This window comes from Parasediminibacterium paludis, from assembly GCF_042651445.1.
GTDB lineage: Bacteria > Bacteroidota > Bacteroidia > Chitinophagales > Chitinophagaceae > Parasediminibacterium > Parasediminibacterium paludis.
Map to the genome: position 1 here is coordinate 14289 of NZ_JBHSDC010000001.1, position 24428 is coordinate 38716.

The following is a 24428-nucleotide window of genomic DNA, read 5'->3' on the forward strand; positions in this document are numbered from 1 at the left end:
TAAAAACCATAAACTAGTATGAGAAAATTTCACTTACCATTGAAGGGAATGGCGCTGTTGCTGTTCTTTGTTTGCCTTACAGCATTGGGGCAAAGCCAGACAGTGACTGGTTCAGTAAAAGATGCCGACAAAAAAACGCCTTTGGGTGGTGTTACTATTAAAGTAGTAGGCGCTAGTGCCGTAACGCAAACCGATGACAAAGGTAATTTTACTGTTAAAGCAACAACTGGGCAAACATTGCTAATAAGTTCTGTAGGATATGAAGCACAAAAGGTAGTGGTACAAGCAGACAAGCCAATCACTGTTAGTTTAAAAAGTCAATCAACAGAATTGGAAGAAGTAACTGTTGCTATGGATATAAAAAGAAATCCGAAAGAGCTTGGATATTCTGCACAGAAAGTAGGTGGCGACGATGTTAAAGAAACACAAAGAGAAAACTTTTTAAATGGCTTACAAGGTAGAGTAGCTGGTGCTACAATCACATCTACATCTGGTGTACCTGGTGCGTCATCAGCCATCGTGTTAAGAGGGTTTAACTCAATGTCGTTAAATAATCAACCTTTATTTGTAGTAGACGGTGTGATCTTGGATAACTCTACCATAGATGCTACTGCAAATATTGCAGGTGCGGCTGGGCAAAGCAATACATCTAATGACTTTACCAATCGTATTGCTGATTTGAATCCCAATGACATTGAAACGTATACGGTATTAAAAGGGCCAGAAGCTACTGTATTGTATGGGAGTGCTGCAAGTAACGGTGCAATAGTCATTACCACTAAAAAAGCTAAAATTACGGCTGATAATAAGTTGAAAGTAAGTTATGATAATAGTTTTCGCTTACAGTCATTACAGAATATGCCTGCCATGTTTAATGGGTTTCAACAAGGTTTAAATGGTGTAGCCAGTAGCACTTTTTCTGCTTTTGGTCCTAAGATGGATCCAACCTCTAAATTATATGATAATGTAGGCAATTTTTTCAAAACATCATTTGGTCAAACCCAAAATGTAAGTGTTGAATTTGGTTCACCAAAATCAAGCAATAGGTTTAGTGGTTCTTATTACGACCAATCTGGTGTGGTGCCCAATACACGATTAACAAAGAGTACTTTTAGATTGACCAATACCACTAAAATTGGTAAATATATAGATATTACGCCATCCTTAACTTATACAAGAAGCGATAATGACAAAGCATTAAAAGGTGCTGGTGGTTATTTATTGAATTTGTTTTTGTGGCCAAGTACTGATGATGCTGAGGTGTATTTATTAAAAAATGGACACAAGCGTTTTTTATTGCTAGCTAATAACGATGTAAGTGGTGCGCCATTAAGTGGAAGTTCTGAAATAGATAATCCATTTTTTGATGTAAATAGAAATGTCTCAAAAGATAAGACTGATAACTACGGTGCTAACTTGGCTATTAATATTAATCCTACTAAATGGTTAAGCATAGCAGGTAGGTTTGGCTATAACTATTACACTACCACAGGCTTTCAATTTAGAGATCCAGAATCTGCTTCGCAATCGTCCTTGTCTAATAAAGGACAACTAGATAATTACTGGACCAAGCAAGCAAACTATAATCATACCATCACAGCTTCTGCTAAAAAAAGTATTGGTAAATTCAATGCCCGCTTAACAGTGGGTACTAGATGGAGTAGTTCAGAAAGACAATTATATGGTATTTCTGGTACGCAAGATAGTACTAGAAGTTATGATAGTAGTAGTACGGGTATTGCAACCCGTAGCAGATTAAGCAGAGCTGCACTGGTTGGGCCAACTGAGTGGAATTTGTATAATTCAATGCAAATTGCAGGTTTTGGCGAAGGACAAATTAGTTATAATAATGTTATCTTCTTGACTGGTTCTTTGGCATTTGAATCATCTTCTGTACTACCAAAAGCCAATAGAAACTATAGCTACCCAGGAGGTAGTCTAAGTATTATTATGAGCGATATATTCCCTTCATTGAAAAAGAATATTTTAAACTATTGGAAATTACGTGCATCATTAGCATCTACGGCAAGGCTTCCAGATCCTTATAGTAATCAATCGAACTTTGTACCAACAGTTACAAGTTCTGTGCTGCCAGTGCCCGTACAATATGCGTTTACCAATGCCAACCCCAATTTAAAACCAGAAAGACAAAAGACCTACGAGATTGGCTCTGAGTTAAAATTATTTGACAATAAGGTTTCAGTGGATGTTGCTTACTATAATACACTTGCAACAGATCAAATTGCGCAGGGCTTTAGAGCTAGCTACGGTACAGGTTTTGTATTAAATACAGCCAATAACTCTAGCGTGCGCAACCAAGGTATCGAATTGAGTTTGAGCTATCAAGTAATGCGTAAGAAAGATTTTGACTGGAATATTCAGTTCAATTTCAACCATATGTGGAATAAAGTATTAGCAATTCCAGCATCTATCGATGTGGCAGGTGGTGATTATTACGATGCTTCAACCTGGCTTTATAACAATGCTAGAGGCGGTTTAAGAAGGGGCTATACAACTGGTACCATCACAAGTTTTGGTTACAGAAGACAAGATTTAACACCAACGGGTCCTAATGGCTTACCATTTAATGATGGTTCTATTTTGATAAATGCTACTACAGGTCTGCCTGTAAATGATGGTACTTTTAGGGTACATGGTGACAGAACTGTTTGGTTTACGCTTGGTACAATTAATAAATTTCGATATAAAAACTGGAATCTTAGTTTCTTATGGGATTTACGCGTAGGTGGCGATGTATTTAATGCGACTAATATGTATTTAACCAGTTTAGGTAAATCTCAAAAAACCGCAGACAGACTTACACCTAGAGCGATAAAGGGTGTGTTGCAAAATGGTTTAGAAAATACGGGCTCTCCAACAGCAAACGCAATTATGGTAACTCCGTATTATAACTATTTGTACTACAGTACATCTAACATGCCTGAGGAAGATTATATAGAGCATAATATTAAAGCGTTTAGATTGAGAGATATTTCTTTGAGCTATTCGATGCCAAGAGAAGTATTAAATAAATATGTACGCGCCTTTAAAAGCATGAGCTTCTTTTTAACTTGTAACGATTTGATTTTGTTCACAAACTATTCTGGCGCAGATCCTTCATCAAATGGCGGTAATGCATCGTTGAGAGGCGTAGGTGCAGTTGGTTTTGATTATGGTAATATTGCCGCTCCTTTAAGCTTTAATGCAGGCTTCAGAATTGGCTTTTAATTTAAAACAATCAAATTAAACATTATGAAAAAAAAATTATATAAAACATCATCTATAATAGGTTTATTGGCCATTGTGGGTGTTGTTAGCTTATTGTCTTGCTCTAAAAAGTTAGATGACAATTATCTTAACCCAAATAACCCTGTAGAAGTCCCTATTGAATCTATTTTACCAAATGTTATTAACCAAATGACATCTACTGCGGCACCACCTGCTGGCGGTGGTGGTGGCTCATATGGGCCTGCCACAGATGCGGTATTATTAGGTAGATACATTCAGTTTTGGAATTTATATACTACAGGCGACAATTACGACCAAATGGGTGGTGTTTTTGGAACGGCTTCCGACAATACAGGCAATGTTTGGGCAATGCACTATTATGGGATAGGTGCTAACGCTAAATATATTATCTCTCGAGGTACCGATCAGCAAAAATGGGATTATGTTGGTGTTGCACATGCCGTTTTTGCTTTTAGTTGGTTAACCCTTACTGAACAATATGGCGAAGTAATCTTAAAAGAAGCTTTTAATACGAGTCAAAGTCAATTTGATTACGATCCACAATCAGCTGTTTATGATTCTGTCAGAAAAATATGCGATAATGCAATCGCTTATTTAAATAGAACGGATGGGAATGTTAGCCCTACTAATTTGGCTCTTGGTGATACTTATTTTTATGGCGGCGACGTGAATAAATGGAAGAAATTTGTTTACGCCATTAAAGCAAGATCATTTGCGCACCTTAGTAATAAATCTTTTTATGCAACACAAGGCTATGCAGACTCTGTTTTGAAATATGTAGATTTATCAATTACTTCAAATGCTGATAACGCTACACAAAAATGGGTAGGCGGTAACTTTAGTGGTTTAAATAACTATTACGGTGCTTATAGAGGCAATATTGCCACTTTACGTCAGTCTGCTTTTATAGCGGATCTATTAACAGGCGCTTCTACAGCTTCTCCATTTACAGGTATATTCGATCCAAGAACACCTTATTTAATTAATGAAAATGCAGTCTTGCCAATTACAAAATCAACTGTATCTTACAAAGGAGTTGTACCTAATTTAGGAACAACTAGCCCAGGCTTGTCTGTAACAGCCAACCAGCCGAAAAATTTCTGGCGACAACCGTTTTCTTCTACATCGACTGGTGTGCCTGATTCTGGAAGATATATTTTTAATAACCTAGCCGAATTTCCCGTAATTACTGCGTGCGATTTACAGTTTATGAAAGCCGAAGCCGCTTTTAGAAAAGGTGATAAATCAACAGCTTTACAAGCCTATAAAAATGGCATTAATTTAAGTTTTGAATTACTTACTACAAAGTATGGTAGTAGAATTCCAGATTCGCTAAAAATCACACCTGCGTCGCAAGCAGCCTATTTAGCAAATCCTGCTGTAGTGCCTTTGGCTGCTACAGATTTAACATTGTCGCAAATAATGTTGCAAAAATATATTGCATTATATGGTTATGGTTTTCACGAAACATGGACAGATATGCGTAGATATCACTATGTAGATTTAGATCCCGTTACAGGTAAACAAGTATATGCAGGTTTTACCTTACCAACTACTTTAACCCAATACAATAATGGTAAGCTTGCTTATAGATGTAGACCACGTTACAATTCAGAGTATTTGTATAACATACCTGCATTACAGGCTATAGGCGCTTTGGCATCAGATTATCATACAAAAGAACAATGGTTTACACAACCTTAGTTTTAACTTCAAAATAGTAAGAAATGAAAAAAAATATATTGAAATATTTTTCTATTGCTACTGTAATTCTTTTTGTTGTGAGCTGTTCTAAAAATAACAGCATCACCAATCAGCCTTATTTGTCTTATGGTGTATCGGGGAAAAGTCTGCTAAAAATTAACTTTGCGTCGGCTTATGCTGGCAATCCTACAGTATTACTAAAAGTTAATAATCTTGCTGTAAGTAACTTGATTACGGCAAGAACGCCTTTTCCTGGCGGCGGATACAATACAAATGGTAGTAACTATGCTTTGTACTTATCTGTTCCTCTCGGAACAAATTCTGTCTCAGTAGTACGACCTAAAGTAGGTACCGATGTTGATTCTATTGTTTTATTTTCCACAGTTTTAACAATGACAGATACCATGGCTTACACATTGCATATTGCTGATACGCTGGTGAATAGCTCAAGTAATCTTACAAAATCATTATTGGTTAAAAACGATATTTCTGACTTAGACACAGGTTATGCAAGATTTCGTTTTGTAAATCTGATGCCAAATGTGCCAGCCTTAGATTTGTATTTGAATGGTATGCTAATCAAGTCTAATATTGGATACCTGCAAGCCTCTGACACGTTTGGTGTAAAAACTGGTATCAATGCACCTAATTATGCCACATTTGCAACGCCTACTTGGGTTATAAGACCTGCGGGTGCATTGCCTACATCTACAGCTTTAGCTACTTATGCTAGTGTTAATGCTTTGCAAAGTCGTCAAGTATTTACTGTTTTTGCAATGGGCTATTCTGGCGCTACAGGTTCAAGATTACCTTATGTGTCATTTACTCTTGATAAGAATCAATAACCAACATTTGGTAGTTTTTAAATAACTAAAAAAGAGACTTTTGAGTCTCTTTTTTAGTTGTCATTCCTAGTTCTATTTGTGTAAACTTGTTTTCATTTGTATTTATGAAGCAGATATATATTCTTCTATTATTGAGTGTTTGCCTGCTTGGTCGTGCCCAGCAAATTGATTCGATGCTCGCTATTTACAAGAATCAATTTCAGCATGAGAAATTACATTTACATTTAGATAAGTCTGTGTATAACAACAGCGAAACTATTTGGATAAAAGCGTATTTGCTTGCTGGTAAAAACCCTTCTAAATACAGTAAAACCCTTTTTATTGATTGGTATGATGATAATGGTTTACTTTTAAAACATACCTCTCAGCCAATATTTGATGCTACAGCTAGAAGTCAGTTTGAAGTGCCGCAAAATTATAAAGGTCAGGCACTGCATTTAAAAGCCTATACCAAATGGATGTTAAACTTTGATACAGCTTTTATCTACTCGAAAACAATTAGAATTTATAATAAAAAAAATAGCCCTAAAACTACCCCAACAGATATTACTTCCACATTACACTTTTTTCCAGAAGGTGGTGATTTAGTAACTGGTGTACAATCTAAACTTGCTTATTTAGCTACTAATGCTTATGGCAAACCTATACAATTTAGAGGTGCAATTATTAATAGTAAAAATGAATTAGTAGATTCGATTGTGCCACTGCACGATGGCATGGGTTTTCTACTTTTTCAACCAGGGTTGCAAGATAATTATACCTGCAATTGGGTAGATGAATTAGGCAATAATTACAGCACAAAATTGCCGCTTGCAAAATCAAATGGTGCTATTTTATCTGCACAAATTGTAAAAAATAAAATTATATATGCAATATCTCGATCTATATCAATCGCCGATAATTTAAAGTCGTTACACATAATTGCAACACAGCACCAACAAGAAATTTATAATGCTGCTTTAAACCTTAGCACAAAAAAAACAGTAGTTGCTTCAATACCAATAGATAGTTTGCCTACGGGTATCGTTCAGCTTACGCTGTTTGATAATAATTGGTTGCCTATAGCAGAACGTATTGTATTTGTAAATAATTTTCTGCATCAATTTTTTCCAATCATTACTACTGTAAAAAAAGATGTAGCTAAAAGGGCGAAAAATAGTTTTGAAATTACAGTATCTGATAGCTTATTATCAAATATGTCAGTAGCAATTACAGATGCAAGTTTGGCTAATGATTCGTCTAGCAATATCATTAGCGAACTATTGTTAACGGATGATATCAAAGGCTATGTTCATAATCCTTCTTTTTATTTTTTAGGTAATGAAGATGTTACCAAACATAATCTTGATTTGGTAATGCTTACACACGGGTGGCGACGCTATAACTGGAACAATATTGTAAGCCTTAAAACCCCCAATATTATTAATGAAAAAGAAACCGATTATTTACAAATAAAAGGGAAAGTATTTTCTGGTGGGCAAGTTAGCATTAAACCCAATGAAATACTTGGCTTTATACTGCAATCTAAAGATAGTAGTAAGCAATACTTTACAACACAAGTAAAACAAAATGGAACGTTCGAACTGAAACAATTGATATTTTACGATACTACAAAGCTCTTTTATCAGTTTAATGCTGATAAGAAATTGAATGAGATAGGAGCGGTAAGTTTTCAAAATCCTATTTCCCAAACACCTCTGTTTAAAAACATTGAAGTATCTAAAACAGGCGATATTGATAGTGCAGTTTTTGCAAGCAACGATTCTATTAATCAACACATAGAAAGGCTAAAAAAAGAAGCCAAAAATGGCTTGCTAAAAGAAGTAATTGTGAATTCAAAAGTTAAAACTGCAAAAGAAATATTAGACGATAAATATGCTTCTGGTTTATTTAAAGGCAATAATGGTTTTGCATTTGATGTATTAAACGATGAAACCGCCAAAGGTTCGTTAGATGTTTTTCATTACTTACAAAACCAAGTGCCTGGACTTACTATGTCGCATAGTTTAGAACCTGGCGATACCACAGCACTTACTTGGCGTGAAGGTTCGCCTGAAATTTTCTTGAATGAAATGCCCGCAGATGCCTACGACGTTCAGCATATTCAAATGACAGACATTGCTTATATTAAAGTATTTCGTCCACCATTTATGGGTGCTTCAGGTTCAGGTGCTTCAGGTGCCATTGTTATTTATACACGCAAGCCAGATGAGATTAAATATAATGGAACAAGTATACTTAAAAGTGTTCAATTATTGGGTTATACCGCATACAAAGAGTTTTATCAGCCTGATTATTTTGTGCCCCAACTTAACGGCCCGATAGATGCTCGAACTACTTTGTATTGGAACCCCTTTGTGCTCACCGATAAAAATAATAAAACATTTAAAGTTGATTTTTATAATAGCGATGTGGTGAAAAAGTTTAGAATAGTGATTGAGGGTATGAATGCACTAGGTCAATTGGCGCATATTGAGAAGGTCATTGATAAATAACATCTTTCCCTCAAACGTTAAAACACCTACAATTTTATACACAGTGATGTGCTAAGTTTAGTAAAGGCATTACTTTAGCCAATATCTAAATTCAATACGCATGTATTATTTGTTGCAAATAGGAAATTCCATCGCCGATTCGACCCAAAAAGTAGTTAATGCAGCAGCACAAGTGCAAGAAAAAATTTCGCTATGGGATTTGTTACAAAAAGGTGGATTTATTATGTATCCGCTATATGTACTGCTGGTAGCTACCATTTTTGTGTTTTTCGAGCGGTTAATTGCCATCAACAAAGCCTCAAAAATTGATGCTAGTTTCATGAATATTATTCGCGATAATATCATCACAGGTAATATTTCTGCGGCTCGAAATTTGGCAAAAAATACCAATAATCCTGTTGCCAAAATGATTGATAAAGGTATTCAGCGTATTGGTAAGCCTATTGATGCGATTGAAAAGAGTATGGAAAATGTGGGCAAACTTGAAATGTATAAAATGGAGAAAAACCTCTCTATTTTGTCGCTGATTGCTGGTATTGCGCCCATGTTTGGTTTTTTGGGAACCATCTTCGGTATGGTGCAATTATTTTATGGTATCGCATCTACTGGTGAGTACACGCTTGGCACTATTGCTGGTGGTATTTATACTAAAATGGTTACCTCAGCCACAGGTTTAATTATTGGTTTGATGTCTTATGTGGCTTACAGTTTTTTAAACACGCAAATAGATAAAACCGCCAATAAAATGGAAGCTGCAAGTGCCGATTTTATTGACATTTTACAAGAACCAACAAGATAAGTAGAAGGCAAAGAGGTGTAAGGCAAATAGGTAAAAAGATATCGAAGCGATTGATTTTTTATGTAACCAGCAGTAGTAACTCTTTTCATCGTCTGTTGCGTCGCACACTTGTACGTTTATAACTTTAATCATCCATTTCAAATTACTAATCATCAATTGATAGTATGAACATCCGTAAAAGATTAAAAGCGCATCCCGAAGTACATACAGGTGCTTTAAACGATATTTTATTCATTCTTTTATTGTTCTTCTTAATTGTATCTACATTGGCCAATCCCAATGTGATAAAGGTATCAAACCCAAAAGCCAAAGCCGATACCAAAGCCAAGCAAACAGTAGTTATTACAGTAGATAAAGACCAACAATTGTACATCGGTCAAAAGCTGATTCCTTTCAGCGAATTAGAATTGCAATTAAAAGAAATATTAGCCAAAGAGACCGATAAACCATCAGTCGTTATTAATGGTGATAGCACATCACATTTAGGTACAACCATTAAGGTGATGCAAATCATTAAAAAACTAGGTGCTACACCAGTAATGGCTGTTGATAATAGTGGTGCGCAATAATTTGTCATGCTGAGGCACGAAGCATCTGCCAATATTAATTAGCTACTATGTCCGCTTCGATGAAGCTCTTACAATTAATTCCGAAGGTACAATAATTTGATCTTGCTTATTAATATTCTTTTTGGTTTTTAATTGTAGTACCAATCTTTCAGCGATGGTTCTACCCATCAATTTACCAGGATAATTAATGGTGGTAATATTGGGTTCTACCATGCGGCTTACCACATCGTTATTAAAGCCTACCACAGCAATATCTTTTGGCACTTTTATACTAGCTTTTTTCAACTCAGCTATACATACTGCCGCGCAAAAGTCGTTCGTTACAAACAAGCCATCGGGCAGTTGTTTCATGGCTAGTATTTGTTCTACAATCAATTTGCCTGTATCTTCTTTAAAATCATTTACCAAAACCAAAGCTTCGTTGTAGGGTAGTGTATGTTCTAGCAATGCTTTTTTATAGCCAGCAAGCCTATCTGAATAAACATTACGTTTCAGATTGGCAGTAGCATGTACAATGTGCTTACACCCCTGTTCTATCAAGTGCTTGGTGGCTTGGTAGCCTGCCTCAACATTATCAATAACCACTTGTGTTGCGGCAATACTATTATCGGTTCTATCGAAAAATAATAAGGGGATATGTTTTTTTATAAAGGGGGCAAAGTGCGCTAAATCATCTGTATCGTAAGCCAAGGAAGCAATAACGCCATCCACACGTTTGTTAAATAAGTTATGTGCATTGGTACGCTCTTTGGCTACAGTTTCGTTTGAGTGGGCAATTAAAATATCGTAACCTGCTTCTGTGGCTACTTCTTCTATACCTGCCAATACTGCCGTTATAAAATAGCTGTTTAGTTCATGTACAATAACGCCAATAGTATTGGTTTTTTGCGTGCGCAAATTGCTGGCAAAAGCATTGGAACGATACCCTCTTTTGGTGGCTAAATCCAATACTTTTTTTCGGGTATCGGCATTAATAACGGGATTGTTTTTTAAGGCACGACTCACCGTTGCTGGCGATAGATTCAATTCTTCTGCGAGGTCGTAAATGGTGATATCCTTGTTTGTTGTCATGCTTGGTCAAACCTAAGACAATGCCATTAAATAGAAAATAAAATGATAGTTGCAATCGGTTGCAAATTCAAAACATTCCCATAATTTAGCAGCCAATTATTATAACATCATTCTGCTTGCTATTGTTGCTGCCATTTTAGTAGATGTACAAACAAGCACTTTTTTTAACAATTATAAAACTTATCTCAGTATGTCAAGTGTAATTACTGGTAGCACAGAATTTTTTAAAGGCATTGGCCAAGTAGCATTCGAAGGTCTTGAAAGCGATAATCCATTGGCGTTTCGCTGGTACGATGAAAATAGAATAGTAGCAGGTAAACCAATGAAGGAGTACCTCCGTTTTGCTTGTGCCTATTGGCATAGCTTCTGTGGCAATGGTGCCGACCCTTTTGGCGAAGCCACACATATTTTTCCCTGGAATGCAAAGTCTGACCCTGTAGAAAGAGCAAAAGATAAAATGGACGCAGCTTTTGAATTTATCACCAAAATGAACTTGCCGTTTTACTGCTTTCATGATGTAGATGTGGTAGATTATGGTAACGATGTGGTGGAAAATGAAAGACGCTTACAAGCTTTGGTGGCTTACGCCAAAGAAAAGCAAGCTGCTAGCGGTGTAAAATTATTATGGGGTACTGCCAATTTATTTTCTAATAGACGTTATATGAATGGTGCTAGTACCAATCCAGATTTTCATGTATTGGCGCATGGTGCGGCACAAGTAAAGTCTGCTATTGACGCTACCATTAAATTAGGTGGTGATGGCTATACTTTCTGGGGCGGTAGAGAAGGGTATATGAGTTTGTTAAACACCAACATGAAGCGTGAACAAGAACATTTTGCTAAGTTCTTACATACGGCTAAAGATTATGCACGAGCTAATGGCTTTAAAGGGGTGTTTTTTATTGAGCCTAAACCTTGCGAACCAAGCAAGCACCAATACGATTACGATAGCGAAACAGTGATTGGCTTTTTACACAAATACGATTTACTACAAGATTTTAAATTAAACCTTGAAGTAAACCACGCCACATTAGCTGGCCACACATTTCAGCATGAGGTGCAAGTAGCGGTAGATAATGGTATGCTTGGTAGTATGGATGCTAACCGTGGTGACTACCAAAATGGTTGGGATACCGATCAGTTTCCTAATAATATTAATGAACTTGTAGAAACCATGTTGATAGTGCTTGAAGGCGGTGGCTTGCAAGGCGGCGGTATTAACTTCGATGCAAAAATTAGACGTAATAGTACAGACCCAGCCGATTTGTTCTACGCACACATTGGCGGTATGGACACATTTGCAAGAGCACTTATTGTGGCTGATACTATTTTACAAAAATCTGACTACAAAAAAATCCGCACAGAGCGTTATGCAAGTTTCGATACCGGCGCAGGTGCAGATTTTGAAGCTGGCAAATTGTCTTTGGCCGATTTACGTCAGTATGCAATAGACCACGGCGAGCCTGCTACTATTAGCGGCAAGCAAGAGTATCTAGAAAATATCATTAATCGCTTTATTTAAGGTGGGTCATCCTTGGTTTATAGATGCAAAAAGCAAGTATATTTATATATCAGTCGCATTGCTAGATTTGTGACTTTGATTAGTATGATAAGTATTTTATTACGCTAAGTATTAAAATAAATTGTTCTAAATGATTGCGTAATACAGAAAATTCAGTTTTATCTAGTGTTATTAGGACAGCAAAAGCAGGTAGATATAATAGAACCATCTTTAACGAAAAAGTTAGATTTTCATTCAAGTCAATGCTTACTTTCGCCGCCCTATCATAAAAATGCTAGAAATAAATATGAACCAGTTCGATTCAGTAATTGCCACTAAACTCAATATCAAACCTAGTCAAGTAGCTACCGTATTGGCATTATTGGCCGAAGGTTCTACCATACCATTTATTGCGCGTTACCGTAAAGATGCTACCGGCTCGCTTGATGAGGTGCAAATTCAGCAAATACAAGATGAAGCCAAAGTGTTGAAAGAGTTTGCCGAACGCAAAGCGTTTATTGAGAAAACGATTACCGAGCAAGGTAAAATGACGGATGAGCTGCAAGCGAAGATTGACAAAGCACTTACGATTACTGAGCTTGAAGATATTTACCTGCCCTACAAACCTAAGCGTAGAACCAAGGCGCAAATAGCAAGAGAAAATGGTTTAGAACCATTAGCTGCATTACTACTTGAACAAAAAGAGATAGATATTACTGACGCTGCCAAAGGCTTTATTAACGATACAGTCGCTAGTACAGAAGATGCTTTACAAGGTGCAAGAGACATTATCGCCGAGCAGGTAAATGAAGATGCAACGGTACGTGCGAAACTGCGTAAATGCTTTGAAGACACAGCTTTGCTACAAAGTAAAGTATTGGCAGATAAGGAAAACGAAGCGGCTAAGTACAAAGACTATTTTGATTTTAGTGAGCCGATTCATAAAATTCCTTCGCATAGAATATTGGCTATTTTACGTGGTTTCTTAGAAGGTTTTTTGCGCATGAGCATTGCGCCTGTAGAAGAAGAAGCCATTGAATTGGTAGAAGATATCTACATCACTGGTAGCTTAAATAGTTCCGTTGAACAAGTGAAAAAAGCTATTAAAGATGCTTATAAACGCTTGCTACAACCGAGTTTAGAAACTGAGTTTAGAACTGCATTAAAAACCAAAGCTGATGAAGAAGCAATTACCGTTTTTGCGGAGAATTTAAAGCAATTATTGTTGAGTTCGCCACTTGGTAGTAAACGTGTTTTAGCGATTGATCCAGGTTACAGAACAGGTTGTAAAATAGTGTGTTTAGATGAGCAAGGGGCTTTACAAACCACCGATTTAATTTACATACACGAAGGCAATAAACAAATCGAAGCTAGCTATACCATTAAGCATTTGGTAAGTAAATATAATATTGAAACCATCGCCATTGGTGATGGTACTGCAGGTAGAGAAACCGAAGGTTTTATTAAATCTTTAAACTTGGGCTTACCTGTGTTTTTGGTAAATGAAGATGGTGCTTCTATTTATTCGGCATCAGAAATTGCAAGGGAAGAGTTTCCAGATTACGATATTACCGTTCGTGGTTCGGTAAGTATTGGTCGTAGATTGATGGATCCTTTGGCCGAATTGGTTAAAATTGATCCTAAAAGTATTGGTGTGGGTCAATATCAGCATGATGTAAACCAGTTTCGCTTAAAAGAAAAGTTAGACCAAACAGTAGTAAGCTGCGTGAACCAAGTAGGGGTAAATTTAAACACTGCGAGCAAGCATTTACTAAGTTATGTAAGTGGTATTGGGCCAAGCTTGGCAGAAAATATTATTAAGCACCGTAACGAGATTGGTAAGTTTACCGATAGAAGTCAGTTGTTAAAAGTACCACGTCTAGGTGGTAAAGCGTTTGAGCAATGTGCAGGTTTCTTGCGTATAAAAAATGGCGATAATCCGCTAGATGAAAGTGCGGTTCACCCCGAAGCCTATGGCATTGTTAAGCAAATAGCTAGCGACTTGCAGGTAGAAGTAAAAGCATTGGTAGGTAATGAAGCATTACTTAAAACTGTTGAGCCCAAAAAATATATAACGGAACAAATAGGGGTGGTAACCATTCAAGATGTGCTGAATGAATTGAAGAAACCCGGTCTCGATCCGCGTAGCGAACTAGAACAGTTTGAATTTGCTCAAATATTTAAAATTGAAGATGCGAAAGAAGGTATGGTAGTGCCAGGTGTGGTTACGAATATTACACGTTTTGGTGCTTTTGTAGATATTGGGGTAAAGCAAGATGGCTTGGTACATGTAAGCGAAATTTCGCATCAATACATTACAGACCCTAACGAGGTCTTAAAGCTGAATGATAAAGTACAAGTGAAAATTTTGGAGGTAGATATTCCGCGTAAGCGCATTGCTTTATCTATAAAACAAACCCAAGAAGCGCCTGCTAGAAAGGCATCAGGTTTTAAAGGGGCAGGTGGAAGCAACAAATCAGCACCAAAAGCCGAAGATATGAGCAACATGAATATGAACGATGCATTAAGCTTATTGAAAAAGCGTTTTGGTAAATAATTATACAAGACTTTTTATAAAAAGAATGCCGCTAACTACAAACGTTAGCGGCATTCTTTTTCACTGTATACGTTCTTTTATCTAAAAGAAAAAGCAGCACCTACCGATGTGCCATTATAATTAGCAAATGTGTAATCTGCATATAGTTTAAAGAAGAAAACATTGACTCTTGCACCCCAAGTATTAGTAACGCCATTAGCCTTATAGCCAAGTGCAATTGGGTCGGTAGCGGTAACAGTTTGTGGGCCAATAATGGTTTGATAAGTAGTGGTATAATCACCTTTTAAATTAAGGTTAGATTTTCCGCTGATGTACCCAACTGAAGTGTATAGTTCAAGAAAAGCAAATTTCGCAGATACAATACCTTGAACCGTGAATGCTGAAATATCAAAGTCTGCCACAGCATTGCCTTTAGGATTTTGTACAGAACTGCCTGAATTAAATACAGGCTTGTAAGATGCTGTTGATTTAGTGTAACCCACTAAGCCAGATAGGTGTAGAAATGGTATTTTTTTAATAAATGGTAAATAGTTAGAAAACTCATGTTGTAAAGCCACACCAGTGACACCTACTTCAACTTTATTAAAGCTAGTTTTAGGAAAATAGCGCACTTTAAGGTCTGTATGTTTAAATAAACCAACACCTATTTGCGCCACGGGCAATGGGGATGCAAGTGGCAAAAATGAAATATTTTTCTTAAAATCGTCACCAATACCGCCTGGGGCTGTAAAAGTAGCGCTTGCAGTTTGACCATTAACTGTAGTGGTGGCAGTAATTTGCTGATTGGTAGCGCCACCCATAAATGTAGGTAGGGTAGCAGATGTAGCTGCTGTACCAGAAAGCTTTAACGAATTGTAGTCTGAGTTTTTAAAAGTAAAATTCTCTTTGCCAGATGGAATCAATGCAAATTGTCCACTCACAGACAAGTCAAACCCTAATAACTTGTGCGCTTTTGCGGTACTAAACCAGCCACGAGATAAATTATAAATTTCGCTTTCGCCAAAGGGACGCATGTATTCAGCAGCGTATTTGTTGGCATCGGGTAGTGAAGCCGCCACTATTGAGCCAAAATCTTGCGCTTTAACAATAAAGCTAGCGCAAACACTAACTGTTAAGATGGTTATTTTTTTCATAAATTGGTATATTGTATATAGTTGATGTTATTGCAAATTAACAAATAGTTTTTTGATTTTATTTATCCGTGTTATAACATGGTTTTACATTTTTTTAGCGCAGATTTTTAAATGCAACAGAATGCTGCTTTTAATTTCATTTATCTTGGTCTCGTTTTAATATTTTTAGTGAAGCCATTATGTATCAATACTTTTTAGCAGCCATTATTTTTATTAATTGTGCATTTGCTAATGCACAATCCATTACAAAAACGGGTAGTAATATTTCTGTGCAGCAGGCGCAGGAAGTATTGCAGCACCATAATAACATACGTGAAAAAGTTGGCTCCCCAGCATTGGTTTGGAACCAACAATTAGCCGCTTATGCGCAGCAATGGGCTGACTATTTAGCAAATAACAATCATTGTACAATGAAGCATAGAGACCATCCAGGCGAAGGCGATAAAGCCTATGGTGAGAATATATTTTGGGGCAGCTCAAGCGATTATTATAAACCTATGGATGCGTCTTTGTCTTGGTATGGCGAAATAAAATTCTTTAAATATCAAAGGCTGAATGATAATAATTGGTACAAAACAGGGCACTATACGCAAATGGTTTGGAAAGACACCAAAGAAATGGGTGTGGGTGTGGCAGTGTGCCCCAATGGCGGATTAATTGTAGTTGCCAATTATTATCCTGCAGGTAATGTGATGACACAATATCCTTACTAGTCTCGTTTGTTGTAAGTTATTCAAACACTGCGCAAAAACGCAAAGCAGTTTTCTCTGTGTGCTTCTTTGCTCCGTGGTAAAACTAATCCCGATATTTGCCTGCTATCAATTTGTATTATTATCAGCCAACATGCATCCATATTAGCATCGCCCATTGAATATCTAAAAGGTGTGGGGCCACTTCGTGGCGATTTGCTGAAAAAAGAACTTAGCATTTACACGTTCGGCGATTTGCTAGAGCATTTTCCTATCCGGCATATTGATAAAACCAAAATCAGTCGTATTGCAGATATTCATCCTGATACAGAATACATACAAGTTGTAGGTAAGCTGCTATTTTTTGAAACCATTGGCGAAAACAGAGCGAAGCGTTTGGTGGCGCAATTGCGTGATGGCAGCGGCAGCCTTGAGTTAGCTTGGTTTCAAGGCATTAGTTGGGTACAAAAAAACCTCACCCTTGGTGTTGATTATTTGGTATTTGGCAAAGTGGGCTTTTTTAATGGCAAGCCGCAAATTGTTCACCCAGAAATTGAGGCTTTTGTGCCAACAGTGGCAGGTGCTAAAACGCATTTAGAACCAGTATATCCTAGTACAGAAAAGCTGAAAGCGAGAGGTTTTAGTGGTAGGCAAATTGGTAAGTTGACCCAACAATTAATTGCTCAAATTCAGCCAAAAGATATTGTAGAGAATTTGCCGCAGGCCCTTACCCAACGCTTACAACTATTACCAAGATTTCAAGCAGTGCGAGCAACACATTTTCCTACATCTATTCAAGAGTACGAAAAGGCGATTCATCGGTTAAAATTTGAAGAGTTTTTTATAGCCCAAGTACGTTTAAACTTAGTGCGGCTGCAAAGGCATAAAAGCAGCCGTGGTGTAGTGTTTGAAAAAGTGGGCGACTTGTTTAATGATTTTTACAACCACCATTTACCTTTTCAGTTAACAGGCGCCCAAAAGCGTGTATTAAAAGAAATAAGAACCGATACCGCTCGTGGTCGCCAAATGAACCGTTTACTGCAAGGCGATGTGGGTAGTGGCAAAACCATTGTGGCTTTATTAAGTATGTTATTAGCAGCAGATAATGGCTATCAAAGTTGCTTAATGGCGCCAACAGAAATATTGGCGCAGCAACATTATACTGGTTTAAGTAGTTTGCTAAAAGATATGCCTGTGCGCATAGAAATATTAACAGGAAGCACTAAAACCAAAAAGCGTAGAGAAATTTTAGCGGCTTTGGCTGATGGCAGTCTGCATTTTATAGTAGGAACACATGCATTGATAGAAGACCCTGTGGTATTTAATAATTTGGGTTTTGTGGTAGTAGATGAGCAGCACCGCTTTGGTGTAGCGCAGCGGGCTAAGCTTTGGCAAAAAGCAGCAGTACCGCCCCATGTTTTAGTAATGACGGCTACGCCAATTCCAAGAACCTTGGCTATGACGGCCTATGGCGATTTAGACTATAGCGTAATGGACGAATTGCCGCCAGGTAGGCAACCCATCACCACGGTGCATCGTTTTGAACAAGCTAGGGCTAGCGTGATGGAATTTATTAGAACTGAAATAGAAAAAGGTAGGCAGGCTTATATCATTTATCCGCTTATAGAAGAAAGCGAAAAAATGAGCTATGAAGATTTGATGCAAGGTTATGAGCAGGTAAAAAGCTTTTTTCCTGAGCCCAAATATTTGATAAGTATGGTGCATGGTAGACAAGCACCTGACCTAAAAGAAGCCAATATGCAGCGCTTTGTAAAAGGCGAAACCAATATCATGGTAAGCACGACCGTTATCGAGGTAGGTGTAAATGTGCCCAATGCGAGTGTAATGGTGATAGAGAGTACCGAAAAGTTCGGGTTATCGCAGTTACATCAATTGCGTGGCAGGGTAGGTAGAGGTAGTGAGAAAAGTTTTTGCATTCTTTTAACAGGTAGTAAAGTCAGCAAAGAAGGCCGTGAGCGTATCAAGATAATGTGCGCAACCAATGATGGTTTTTTAATAGCAGAGAAAGATTTAGAGTTACGTGGGCCTGGCGATATTGAAGGTACTAGACAAAGTGGGGCTTTAAACTTTAAGCTAGCTTCAATTGTAAATGACAAGGAATTGCTTGAATTAGCAAAAAAAGAAGCGGAAGCTTTGTTGGATAAAGACGTAGATTTGGTTTTACCCGAAAATTTGATGCTAAAACATTTTTTACAGCAACAAAAAGGTAAAACAGGCTGGAGTAAAATTTCTTAGTTTTTGTCATTGAGGTAATGAAGCAAAGAAATACAGAATGTCATGCTCAAAGAAAATCGTTGACATAAATAGGATGTTTTTTTATCAACTTGTGCTGACAGTCAAAATTCGTTGCCTCTGTGGCAGCAAATGAGTTTAGCCAAGTTGGCGGAAAGGAAAAAAGGTGTAAAAAAGGATTAGCCGAGTTGGCTGAAGGGAAATAAGACGTAAAAAAGAGCTAGCCGAGTCGGCGGAAGGAAAAAAGGTATCAAAAAGGTTCAGCTGAGTTGGTGAGGGGCAAATGTGACATAAGATAGGACGTCGCTTTTTGCTAAAGAAATAGCCATCTTCAATTCGAAGAATTATTTCTACTAAATACTAACTGCCATAAAAGAGAATATTAATTTTGATATGCATTATTTAAATGAACAGCAGTTGGCAATAAAACACTATATATTCTTATTCACTCTGTTGGCGCTTACTAGTACCACTTTTGCGCAGCCATCTTTAGAGTTTGTTGAAAATAAAGGGCAATGGGAAAATGCCATCCAATACAAAGGGCAGCTTACCACAGGCTCATTTGCCTTAAAAAAAGGTGGTGGCTATAAAATGACATTGTTGAATCACGATGACCTTAAGGCAATTGGTGATATGTTACATGGACATAAAGATAGTCATCCCTTTAATGGTGCTAATAACGATGGGGATAGGGATTTGGCAATTACGTCTACTAATTCAAATAATACAGCAGCAGAAACGAGCAATAATGGCATTATTCATGGTCATGTGTATGAAGTAAGTTTTTTAAATGCTAATCCTAATCCTGTTGTGGTTGCCGATAAGCAACAATCATTTTATAATAATTATTATTTAGGTGATGATAAAACAAAATGGGCTAGTGGCTGCAAAGTGTTTGGTGCTGTAACTTATAAAAACGTGTACCCCAATATTGATGTTCGATATTATACCGATAAAGGGCAATTGAAATATGACATCGTGGTAAATCCGGGTGGTGATATTAACCGAGTAGCCTTATATGTAGATGGTGTAGAATCGCTAAAGCTAAAAGACGAACAATTGGTTTTTAAAACTTCGGTAGATGAAGTGAAAGAAGCCATTCCTTATAGCTACCAATTAAGTAAAAATGGTAAGCAAAATGTGGCTTGTAGGTTTGAATTGAAAGGTAATATTGTACGATACAAGTTAGATAATCCTGTAGATAAGAATGCCACATTGGTGATAGACCCAACTTTGATTTTTTCAACGTTTACAGGCAGTACCGCAGAAAACTGGGGCTTTACAGCCACCTATGATGGTTCGGGTAATTTTTATGCCGGCGGTATTGTGTTTGGTCCGGGCACACCTTTTAATAACGGGGCATTTAGTTACAGCGGTAGTACTTCTAATACAGGTGAAGGTAGGGGCTTTGATATGGGTATTATCAAGTTTAACGCTACTGGAACGGCAAAAATATTCGCCACTTATCTTGGTGGTAAATCGGGCAATTCGTTTCCACAAAGTTTAATAGTAGATGCGAATAATGATTTAATTATTGCAGGTAAAACAACGGCTCCCGATTACCCGAGTACTAACAAAGTAGGGCCGGGAGGTGGCTACGATATTGTGATTTCAAAATTTAAAGCAGATGGTTCCGCATTAATTGGTTCGCTAATAATAGGTGGTACTGGTGATGATGGAGTAAATATTCAGAACAAGTATGCATCGTCTATCAATGGTACATTTTCTACAAGACGAAATTATGGTGATGATTCTCGTAGTGAAGTCATTATTGATAAGGTGGGTAATATTTTGCTAGCTTCCTGTACACAATCCGTTGATTTTCCCACTGCAAATGCATTTCAATCTACCAATGGTGGTGCCAATAGCAGTGGTAGAGCGCAGGATGGACTATTCATTAAAACCTCGGCCGATTTAAATAATATTCTAGTTAGTAGCTATTTAGGCGGCAGCGATGATGATGCCGCTTTTGTACTATCTATCAGTCCACTTACTGGCAATATTTATGTGGCAGGTGCTACGGCTAGTACCAATTTCCCAGGCGATAAAACTGGGGTTATTACGCCTGCAAATGCAGGCGGTGCTTGTGATGGTTTTGTAGCGATGTTAAATAGTGCAGGCAATCAATTGCTACAAAGCACGTATTTAGGTACTAGTGGTGCAGATGTTGTATATGGTATTCAGTTTGATAAATATGGGTTTCCGTATGTAATGGGTACTACTACAGGTTCTTGGGTAGTTACGAGTAATGTCGTTTTTGTGCAAAATGGCGGAAAGCAGTTTATTTCAAAATTAAAACCCGATTTGTCTGGCTATGTCTATTCAACGGTATTTGGTACCAATGCTAGCGTGCCCAATTTGTCGCCAACGGCTTTTTTAGTAGATAGATGTGAAAATGTATATGTTTCTGGCTGGGGCGGCGCAGCCAATACCGTAAAACAATATGGTAGTGCTGGTACCAATGGTTTATCCGTAACGCCCGATGCTGTTAAAAAAACGGGTGATGGTAGCGATTTTTACTTTTTTGTAATGGAAAGAAACGCTACCAAGCAACTGTATGGTAGTTTGTTTGGGCAAAATGGAGGTTATGGCGAGCATGTGGATGGTGGTACAAGCCGTTTTGATGCCAACGGTATTATTTACCAATCTTTGTGTTCTTGTGGCAATGCAGATCCTGGTCCTGGAAATGCATTTCCAATTAGTGGTGGCGCTTTTGCTCCCCAAAGAGGACTGGATGGATGTAATTTGGCAGCTATAAAAATCGCCTTTAATTTGTCTGGCGTTGCTGCTGGCGTTCAATCTTCTATTCAAGGTACTGCGAATAGAAAAACAGGTTGTGTATTTACCGAAGTTGCGTTTAATGATACACTAGCCCTGGGTAAAACCTATGTTTGGAACTTTGGCGATGGCTCACCCGAACAAACAACTACGATTCCAAATATTAAACATGCATTCACAGTAGTTGGTAACTATAATGTGCGTCTGATTGCGATTGATTCTTCTACATGTAACATATCTGACACTTCGTATGTTACAATTCGTGTAAGAAATGATGCCGCTACTTTAGGTTTAAATGCTATTAAGCTAGCACCTTGCAATGCACTATCCTATCAATTTGATAATACATCTACAGCACCAGCGGGCAAGCCTTTTAGTAATACTAGCTTTTCCTTATTTTTTGGTGATGGAACCCAGCAAGCAGTTGGGGTAGGCTCCTTTCAGCATAGTTACCCAGCGCCAGGCACTTATAATGCTGGTCTTATTTTAACAGACACTAATTATTGTAATTATCCTGATACTTTACAATTACAGCTTCGGATTGCGGCTAATGTAAAAGCACAATTTACAACTCCAGCTACTGGCTGTGCTCCATATCAAGCTGTTATCACTAACACATCCCTTGCTGGCGAAACATTTACTTGGGATTTTGGTGATGGTACGTCTTATGTGGGCGTAAATCCCCCACCACATTTATACAATGGTGTAGGCAGTTATACCATCCGATTATCTGTTGTAGATACCAACACATGTAATAAAATAGACAGCTCATCATTTACTATAATTGTAAACGGTAAACCTACTTCAGCATTTACGTTCAGCCCCAATCCGCCGCAAGCCAATACTGCAGTTGTTTTTACAAATAATTCAATCGGCTCAGCAAGTAATTATAAATGGCTATATGGTGATGGCGACTCTTTGGTTACCACAAATATTAATGCAGTAGTCAGTCATATTTATAACGCTACTAATACATATAACGCCTGCTTAATTGCTGGAAATTTGTCTGGATGCAGCGATACTTCTTGCCAAAATGTAAAAGCTATTACAGTACCATTATTAGATGTACCAAGTGCCATAACTCCCAATGGCGATGGTATTAATGATATGGTATTTGTAAGAGGTTATGGTATTACTAAAATGGATTGGCGAATTTATAATCGCTGGGGTGTTTTAATGTTCCAAAGTAATAACCAAAAAATAGGTTGGGATGGTAAATACAAAGGCAGCGTGCAAGCACAAGACGTATACACCTATACGCTTGAGGTTGAATTTAGTGATGGTACTAAATATTCTAAAACAGGTGATATAACTTTACTAAGATGAGAAAGTATTTGCAATATATCATATTGGCTGTATCGCTAATGGTAATAAGTGCTTTGCAAGCTCAAGACTTGCACTTTTCGCAGTACTTCAATGCACCCTTGTTGGTTAATCCAGCAAATACAGGTTTTAACCCTGATTATGATTATAGAGTTGGCGGTAACTATCGAAACCAATGGGCTGGCGTACTTAATAATCCTTATAAAACCATGAGTTTATGGGGTGATGCGCAGTTGTTCAATAATAGATTTGAGAATGGCTGGGTAGGTTTAGGCGGTACATTATATAGAGATGAAGCTGGCACTGGTAGCCTTACTAGCACTCAAGGCTATGTATCTGCTGCTTATCACCAAATGCTAGGCTACTCAAGCTTATTAAGTTTTGGGGCAAATATTGGTTTTGTTAATAAGCGTATTGATATCAGCAAATTATCATTCGATAACCAATGGAATGGTAAATTTTTTGATATAAATGCTGGTTCAGGCGAGTCTTTCGTGTATAGTGGTGTTGGTTATTTCGATTTACAAGTGGGTTTAAATTATGCTTTATTTCTTTCCAGTAAAGCCTACTTCAATCTTGGGGTAAGTGCTGCCCACATTAACAGACCACAAGAAAGCTTTTTTGCACCTTCTAGTACCGTTGACACGAGAGTGCCTATTCGTTTTACTACCTTCTTAAACGGAAGTTTTAAAATAGATGATAATTGGATTGTAAATCCAAATATATATGTTAGTCAATCAACCAATAGCACTGAAACCGTTATTGGTATTAATGCAAACAGAAATTTAAGCGGCGATGGTGGTGCACAACAATTAATAATAGGCGCTTATTACAGAAACGCAGATGCGATTATTCCCATGATTGGGTATCAACAAGATGATATAAAAATAACTTTTAATTACGATGCTACAACTTCCAATTTAGGGAGCTTTAATGGTAGGCAAGGGGCGTATGAGATTTCTATCGTAAAAAGCGGTGTGTATGGTGGTAATGGGAAAGCGATTAAATGCCCAACTGTGAAATTTTAATCACTAACACGAAGATTAACAATGCCTATTTTTTGAATACGCCTATCAATGTATTTGAGGCGAAGTTATAAGACACAAAAAAGCCGCTTAAAAATTATAAGCGGCTTTGTAATAATATATTCTATAGAATTAAGCAGCTACAACCGCTTTTTTCGCTAATTTACTCTTTAAATTGGCAGCTTTATTTTTGTGAATAATGCCTCTTTTAGCTAATTTGTCAATCATTGAGATTACATTAGGTAATTTTTCAGTATATTCAGCAGATTCAGTTGCTTTTAAATCACGTACGGCATTACGAGTGGTTTTACCATAGTAACGGTTACGATCTCTGCGCTTAGCCGCTTGTCTTGTATCTTTTTTAGTAGCTTTATGATTTGCCATGTTCCAATTAAATTTTTACGGAGCGCAAAAGTAAGGGCATTTCATCAAATATT

General features: G+C 37.4%; 15 protein-coding genes. 12 read left to right on the forward strand and 3 right to left on the reverse strand.

All coding sequences use genetic code 11. From position 1 onward, the window contains the following. Positions 1 to 18: 18 nt before the first annotated feature. The 6 genes from ACFOW1_RS00075 (at position 19) to ACFOW1_RS00100 (ending at position 9661) form a co-directional block, all read left to right on the forward strand. The gene (locus ACFOW1_RS00075) at positions 19 to 3228 is read left to right on the forward strand and encodes a SusC/RagA family TonB-linked outer membrane protein (RefSeq protein WP_379011326.1); all 3210 of its coding nucleotides are present in this window, start codon (positions 19 to 21) and stop codon (positions 3226 to 3228) included. A 24-nt stretch (positions 3229 to 3252) separates the two neighbouring features. Continuing rightward, a complete protein-coding gene (locus tag ACFOW1_RS00080) occupies positions 3253 to 4953 on the forward strand; it encodes a SusD/RagB family nutrient-binding outer membrane lipoprotein (RefSeq protein ID WP_379011327.1) in 1701 nt (566 codons plus the stop codon). Positions 4954 to 4976: 23 nt separating this feature from the next. Continuing rightward, the gene (locus ACFOW1_RS00085; RefSeq protein WP_379011330.1) at positions 4977 to 5798 is read left to right on the forward strand and encodes a DUF4397 domain-containing protein; all 822 of its coding nucleotides are present in this window, start codon (positions 4977 to 4979) and stop codon (positions 5796 to 5798) included. A 104-nt stretch (positions 5799 to 5902) separates the two neighbouring features. Continuing rightward, on the forward strand, positions 5903 to 8293 hold the full coding sequence (locus ACFOW1_RS00090; RefSeq protein WP_379011331.1) for a hypothetical protein: 2391 nt from the start codon (positions 5903 to 5905) through the stop codon (positions 8291 to 8293). A 100-nt stretch (positions 8294 to 8393) separates the two neighbouring features. Continuing rightward, a complete protein-coding gene (locus tag ACFOW1_RS00095; RefSeq protein WP_379011332.1) occupies positions 8394 to 9092 on the forward strand; it encodes a MotA/TolQ/ExbB proton channel family protein in 699 nt (232 codons plus the stop codon). A gap of 164 nt (positions 9093 to 9256) precedes the next feature. Continuing rightward, positions 9257 to 9661, forward strand: coding sequence for an ExbD/TolR family protein (locus tag ACFOW1_RS00100; RefSeq protein ID WP_379011333.1), 405 nt, complete (start codon positions 9257 to 9259; stop codon positions 9659 to 9661). Between the two features lie 45 nt (positions 9662 to 9706). Here ACFOW1_RS00100 and ACFOW1_RS00105 read toward each other — a convergent pair whose 3' ends face one another. Beyond that, the gene (locus ACFOW1_RS00105; protein WP_379011335.1) at positions 9707 to 10732 is read right to left on the reverse strand and encodes a LacI family DNA-binding transcriptional regulator; all 1026 of its coding nucleotides are present in this window, start codon (positions 10730 to 10732) and stop codon (positions 9707 to 9709) included. Positions 10733 to 10922: 190 nt separating this feature from the next. On the opposite strand from ACFOW1_RS00105, the gene xylA reads away from it, so the two are divergent. Both xylA and ACFOW1_RS00115 read left to right on the forward strand, forming a co-directional pair. Next, the gene (gene xylA / locus ACFOW1_RS00110) at positions 10923 to 12254 is read left to right on the forward strand and encodes a xylose isomerase (protein ID WP_379011336.1); all 1332 of its coding nucleotides are present in this window, start codon (positions 10923 to 10925) and stop codon (positions 12252 to 12254) included. Between the two features lie 286 nt (positions 12255 to 12540). After that, positions 12541 to 14790, forward strand: coding sequence for a Tex family protein (locus ACFOW1_RS00115; protein ID WP_379011338.1), 2250 nt, complete (start codon positions 12541 to 12543; stop codon positions 14788 to 14790). 77 nt (positions 14791 to 14867) lie between these two features. Here the strand turns inward: ACFOW1_RS00115 and ACFOW1_RS00120 are convergent, their stop codons facing one another. Further along, the gene (locus tag ACFOW1_RS00120) at positions 14868 to 15923 is read right to left on the reverse strand and encodes a DUF6588 family protein (RefSeq protein ID WP_379011340.1); all 1056 of its coding nucleotides are present in this window, start codon (positions 15921 to 15923) and stop codon (positions 14868 to 14870) included. Between the two features lie 179 nt (positions 15924 to 16102). Between ACFOW1_RS00120 and ACFOW1_RS00125 the strand changes: the two genes are divergently transcribed. From ACFOW1_RS00125 to ACFOW1_RS00140, 4 genes are all read left to right on the forward strand, one after another. Next, positions 16103 to 16636 carry a CAP family protein gene (locus ACFOW1_RS00125; RefSeq protein WP_379011342.1) on the forward strand — a complete coding sequence of 178 codons (534 nt, stop codon included), beginning with the start codon at positions 16103 to 16105 and terminating at the stop codon, positions 16634 to 16636. 66 nt (positions 16637 to 16702) lie between these two features. Continuing rightward, positions 16703 to 18868 carry an ATP-dependent DNA helicase RecG gene (recG, locus tag ACFOW1_RS00130; RefSeq protein ID WP_379011344.1) on the forward strand — a complete coding sequence of 722 codons (2166 nt, stop codon included), beginning with the start codon at positions 16703 to 16705 and terminating at the stop codon, positions 18866 to 18868. Between the two features lie 390 nt (positions 18869 to 19258). Next, positions 19259 to 22969: a DUF7948 domain-containing protein gene (locus ACFOW1_RS00135; protein WP_379011346.1), complete on the forward strand. Its 3711-nt coding sequence runs from the start codon at positions 19259 to 19261 to the stop codon at positions 22967 to 22969. Beyond that, positions 22966 to 23994 (forward strand): PorP/SprF family type IX secretion system membrane protein, encoded by a 1029-nt coding sequence (locus ACFOW1_RS00140; protein ID WP_379011348.1) that lies wholly within the window; start codon positions 22966 to 22968, stop codon positions 23992 to 23994. The genes ACFOW1_RS00135 and ACFOW1_RS00140 overlap by 4 nt, the downstream gene beginning before the upstream one ends. 129 nt (positions 23995 to 24123) lie before the next feature. Here ACFOW1_RS00140 and rpsT read toward each other — a convergent pair whose 3' ends face one another. Continuing rightward, the gene (gene rpsT, locus ACFOW1_RS00145; RefSeq protein WP_379011349.1) at positions 24124 to 24375 is read right to left on the reverse strand and encodes a 30S ribosomal protein S20; all 252 of its coding nucleotides are present in this window, start codon (positions 24373 to 24375) and stop codon (positions 24124 to 24126) included. Positions 24376 to 24428 lie beyond the last annotated feature (53 nt).

Excerpts from the sequence above, each read along its gene's own strand:
- ACFOW1_RS00075 (WP_379011326.1), top strand. The coding sequence starts at position 19 with ATGAGAAAATTTCACTTACCATTGAAGGGAATGGCGCTGTTGCTGTTC.
- ACFOW1_RS00080 (WP_379011327.1), top strand. The coding sequence starts at position 3,253 with ATGAAAAAAAAATTATATAAAACATCATCTATAATAGGTTTATTGGCC.
- ACFOW1_RS00085 (WP_379011330.1), top strand. The coding sequence starts at position 4,977 with ATGAAAAAAAATATATTGAAATATTTTTCTATTGCTACTGTAATTCTT.
- ACFOW1_RS00090 (WP_379011331.1), top strand. The coding sequence starts at position 5,903 with ATGAAGCAGATATATATTCTTCTATTATTGAGTGTTTGCCTGCTTGGT.
- ACFOW1_RS00095 (WP_379011332.1), top strand. The coding sequence starts at position 8,394 with ATGTATTATTTGTTGCAAATAGGAAATTCCATCGCCGATTCGACCCAA.
- ACFOW1_RS00100 (WP_379011333.1), top strand. The coding sequence starts at position 9,257 with ATGAACATCCGTAAAAGATTAAAAGCGCATCCCGAAGTACATACAGGT.
- ACFOW1_RS00105 (WP_379011335.1), bottom strand. The coding sequence starts at position 10,732 with ATGACAACAAACAAGGATATCACCATTTACGACCTCGCAGAAGAATTG.
- xylA (WP_379011336.1), top strand. The coding sequence starts at position 10,923 with ATGTCAAGTGTAATTACTGGTAGCACAGAATTTTTTAAAGGCATTGGC.
- ACFOW1_RS00115 (WP_379011338.1), top strand. The coding sequence starts at position 12,541 with ATGAACCAGTTCGATTCAGTAATTGCCACTAAACTCAATATCAAACCT.
- ACFOW1_RS00120 (WP_379011340.1), bottom strand. The coding sequence starts at position 15,923 with ATGAAAAAAATAACCATCTTAACAGTTAGTGTTTGCGCTAGCTTTATT.
- ACFOW1_RS00125 (WP_379011342.1), top strand. The coding sequence starts at position 16,103 with ATGTATCAATACTTTTTAGCAGCCATTATTTTTATTAATTGTGCATTT.
- ACFOW1_RS00135 (WP_379011346.1), top strand. The coding sequence starts at position 19,259 with ATGCATTATTTAAATGAACAGCAGTTGGCAATAAAACACTATATATTC.
- ACFOW1_RS00140 (WP_379011348.1), top strand. The coding sequence starts at position 22,966 with ATGAGAAAGTATTTGCAATATATCATATTGGCTGTATCGCTAATGGTA.
- rpsT (WP_379011349.1), bottom strand. The coding sequence starts at position 24,375 with ATGGCAAATCATAAAGCTACTAAAAAAGATACAAGACAAGCGGCTAAG.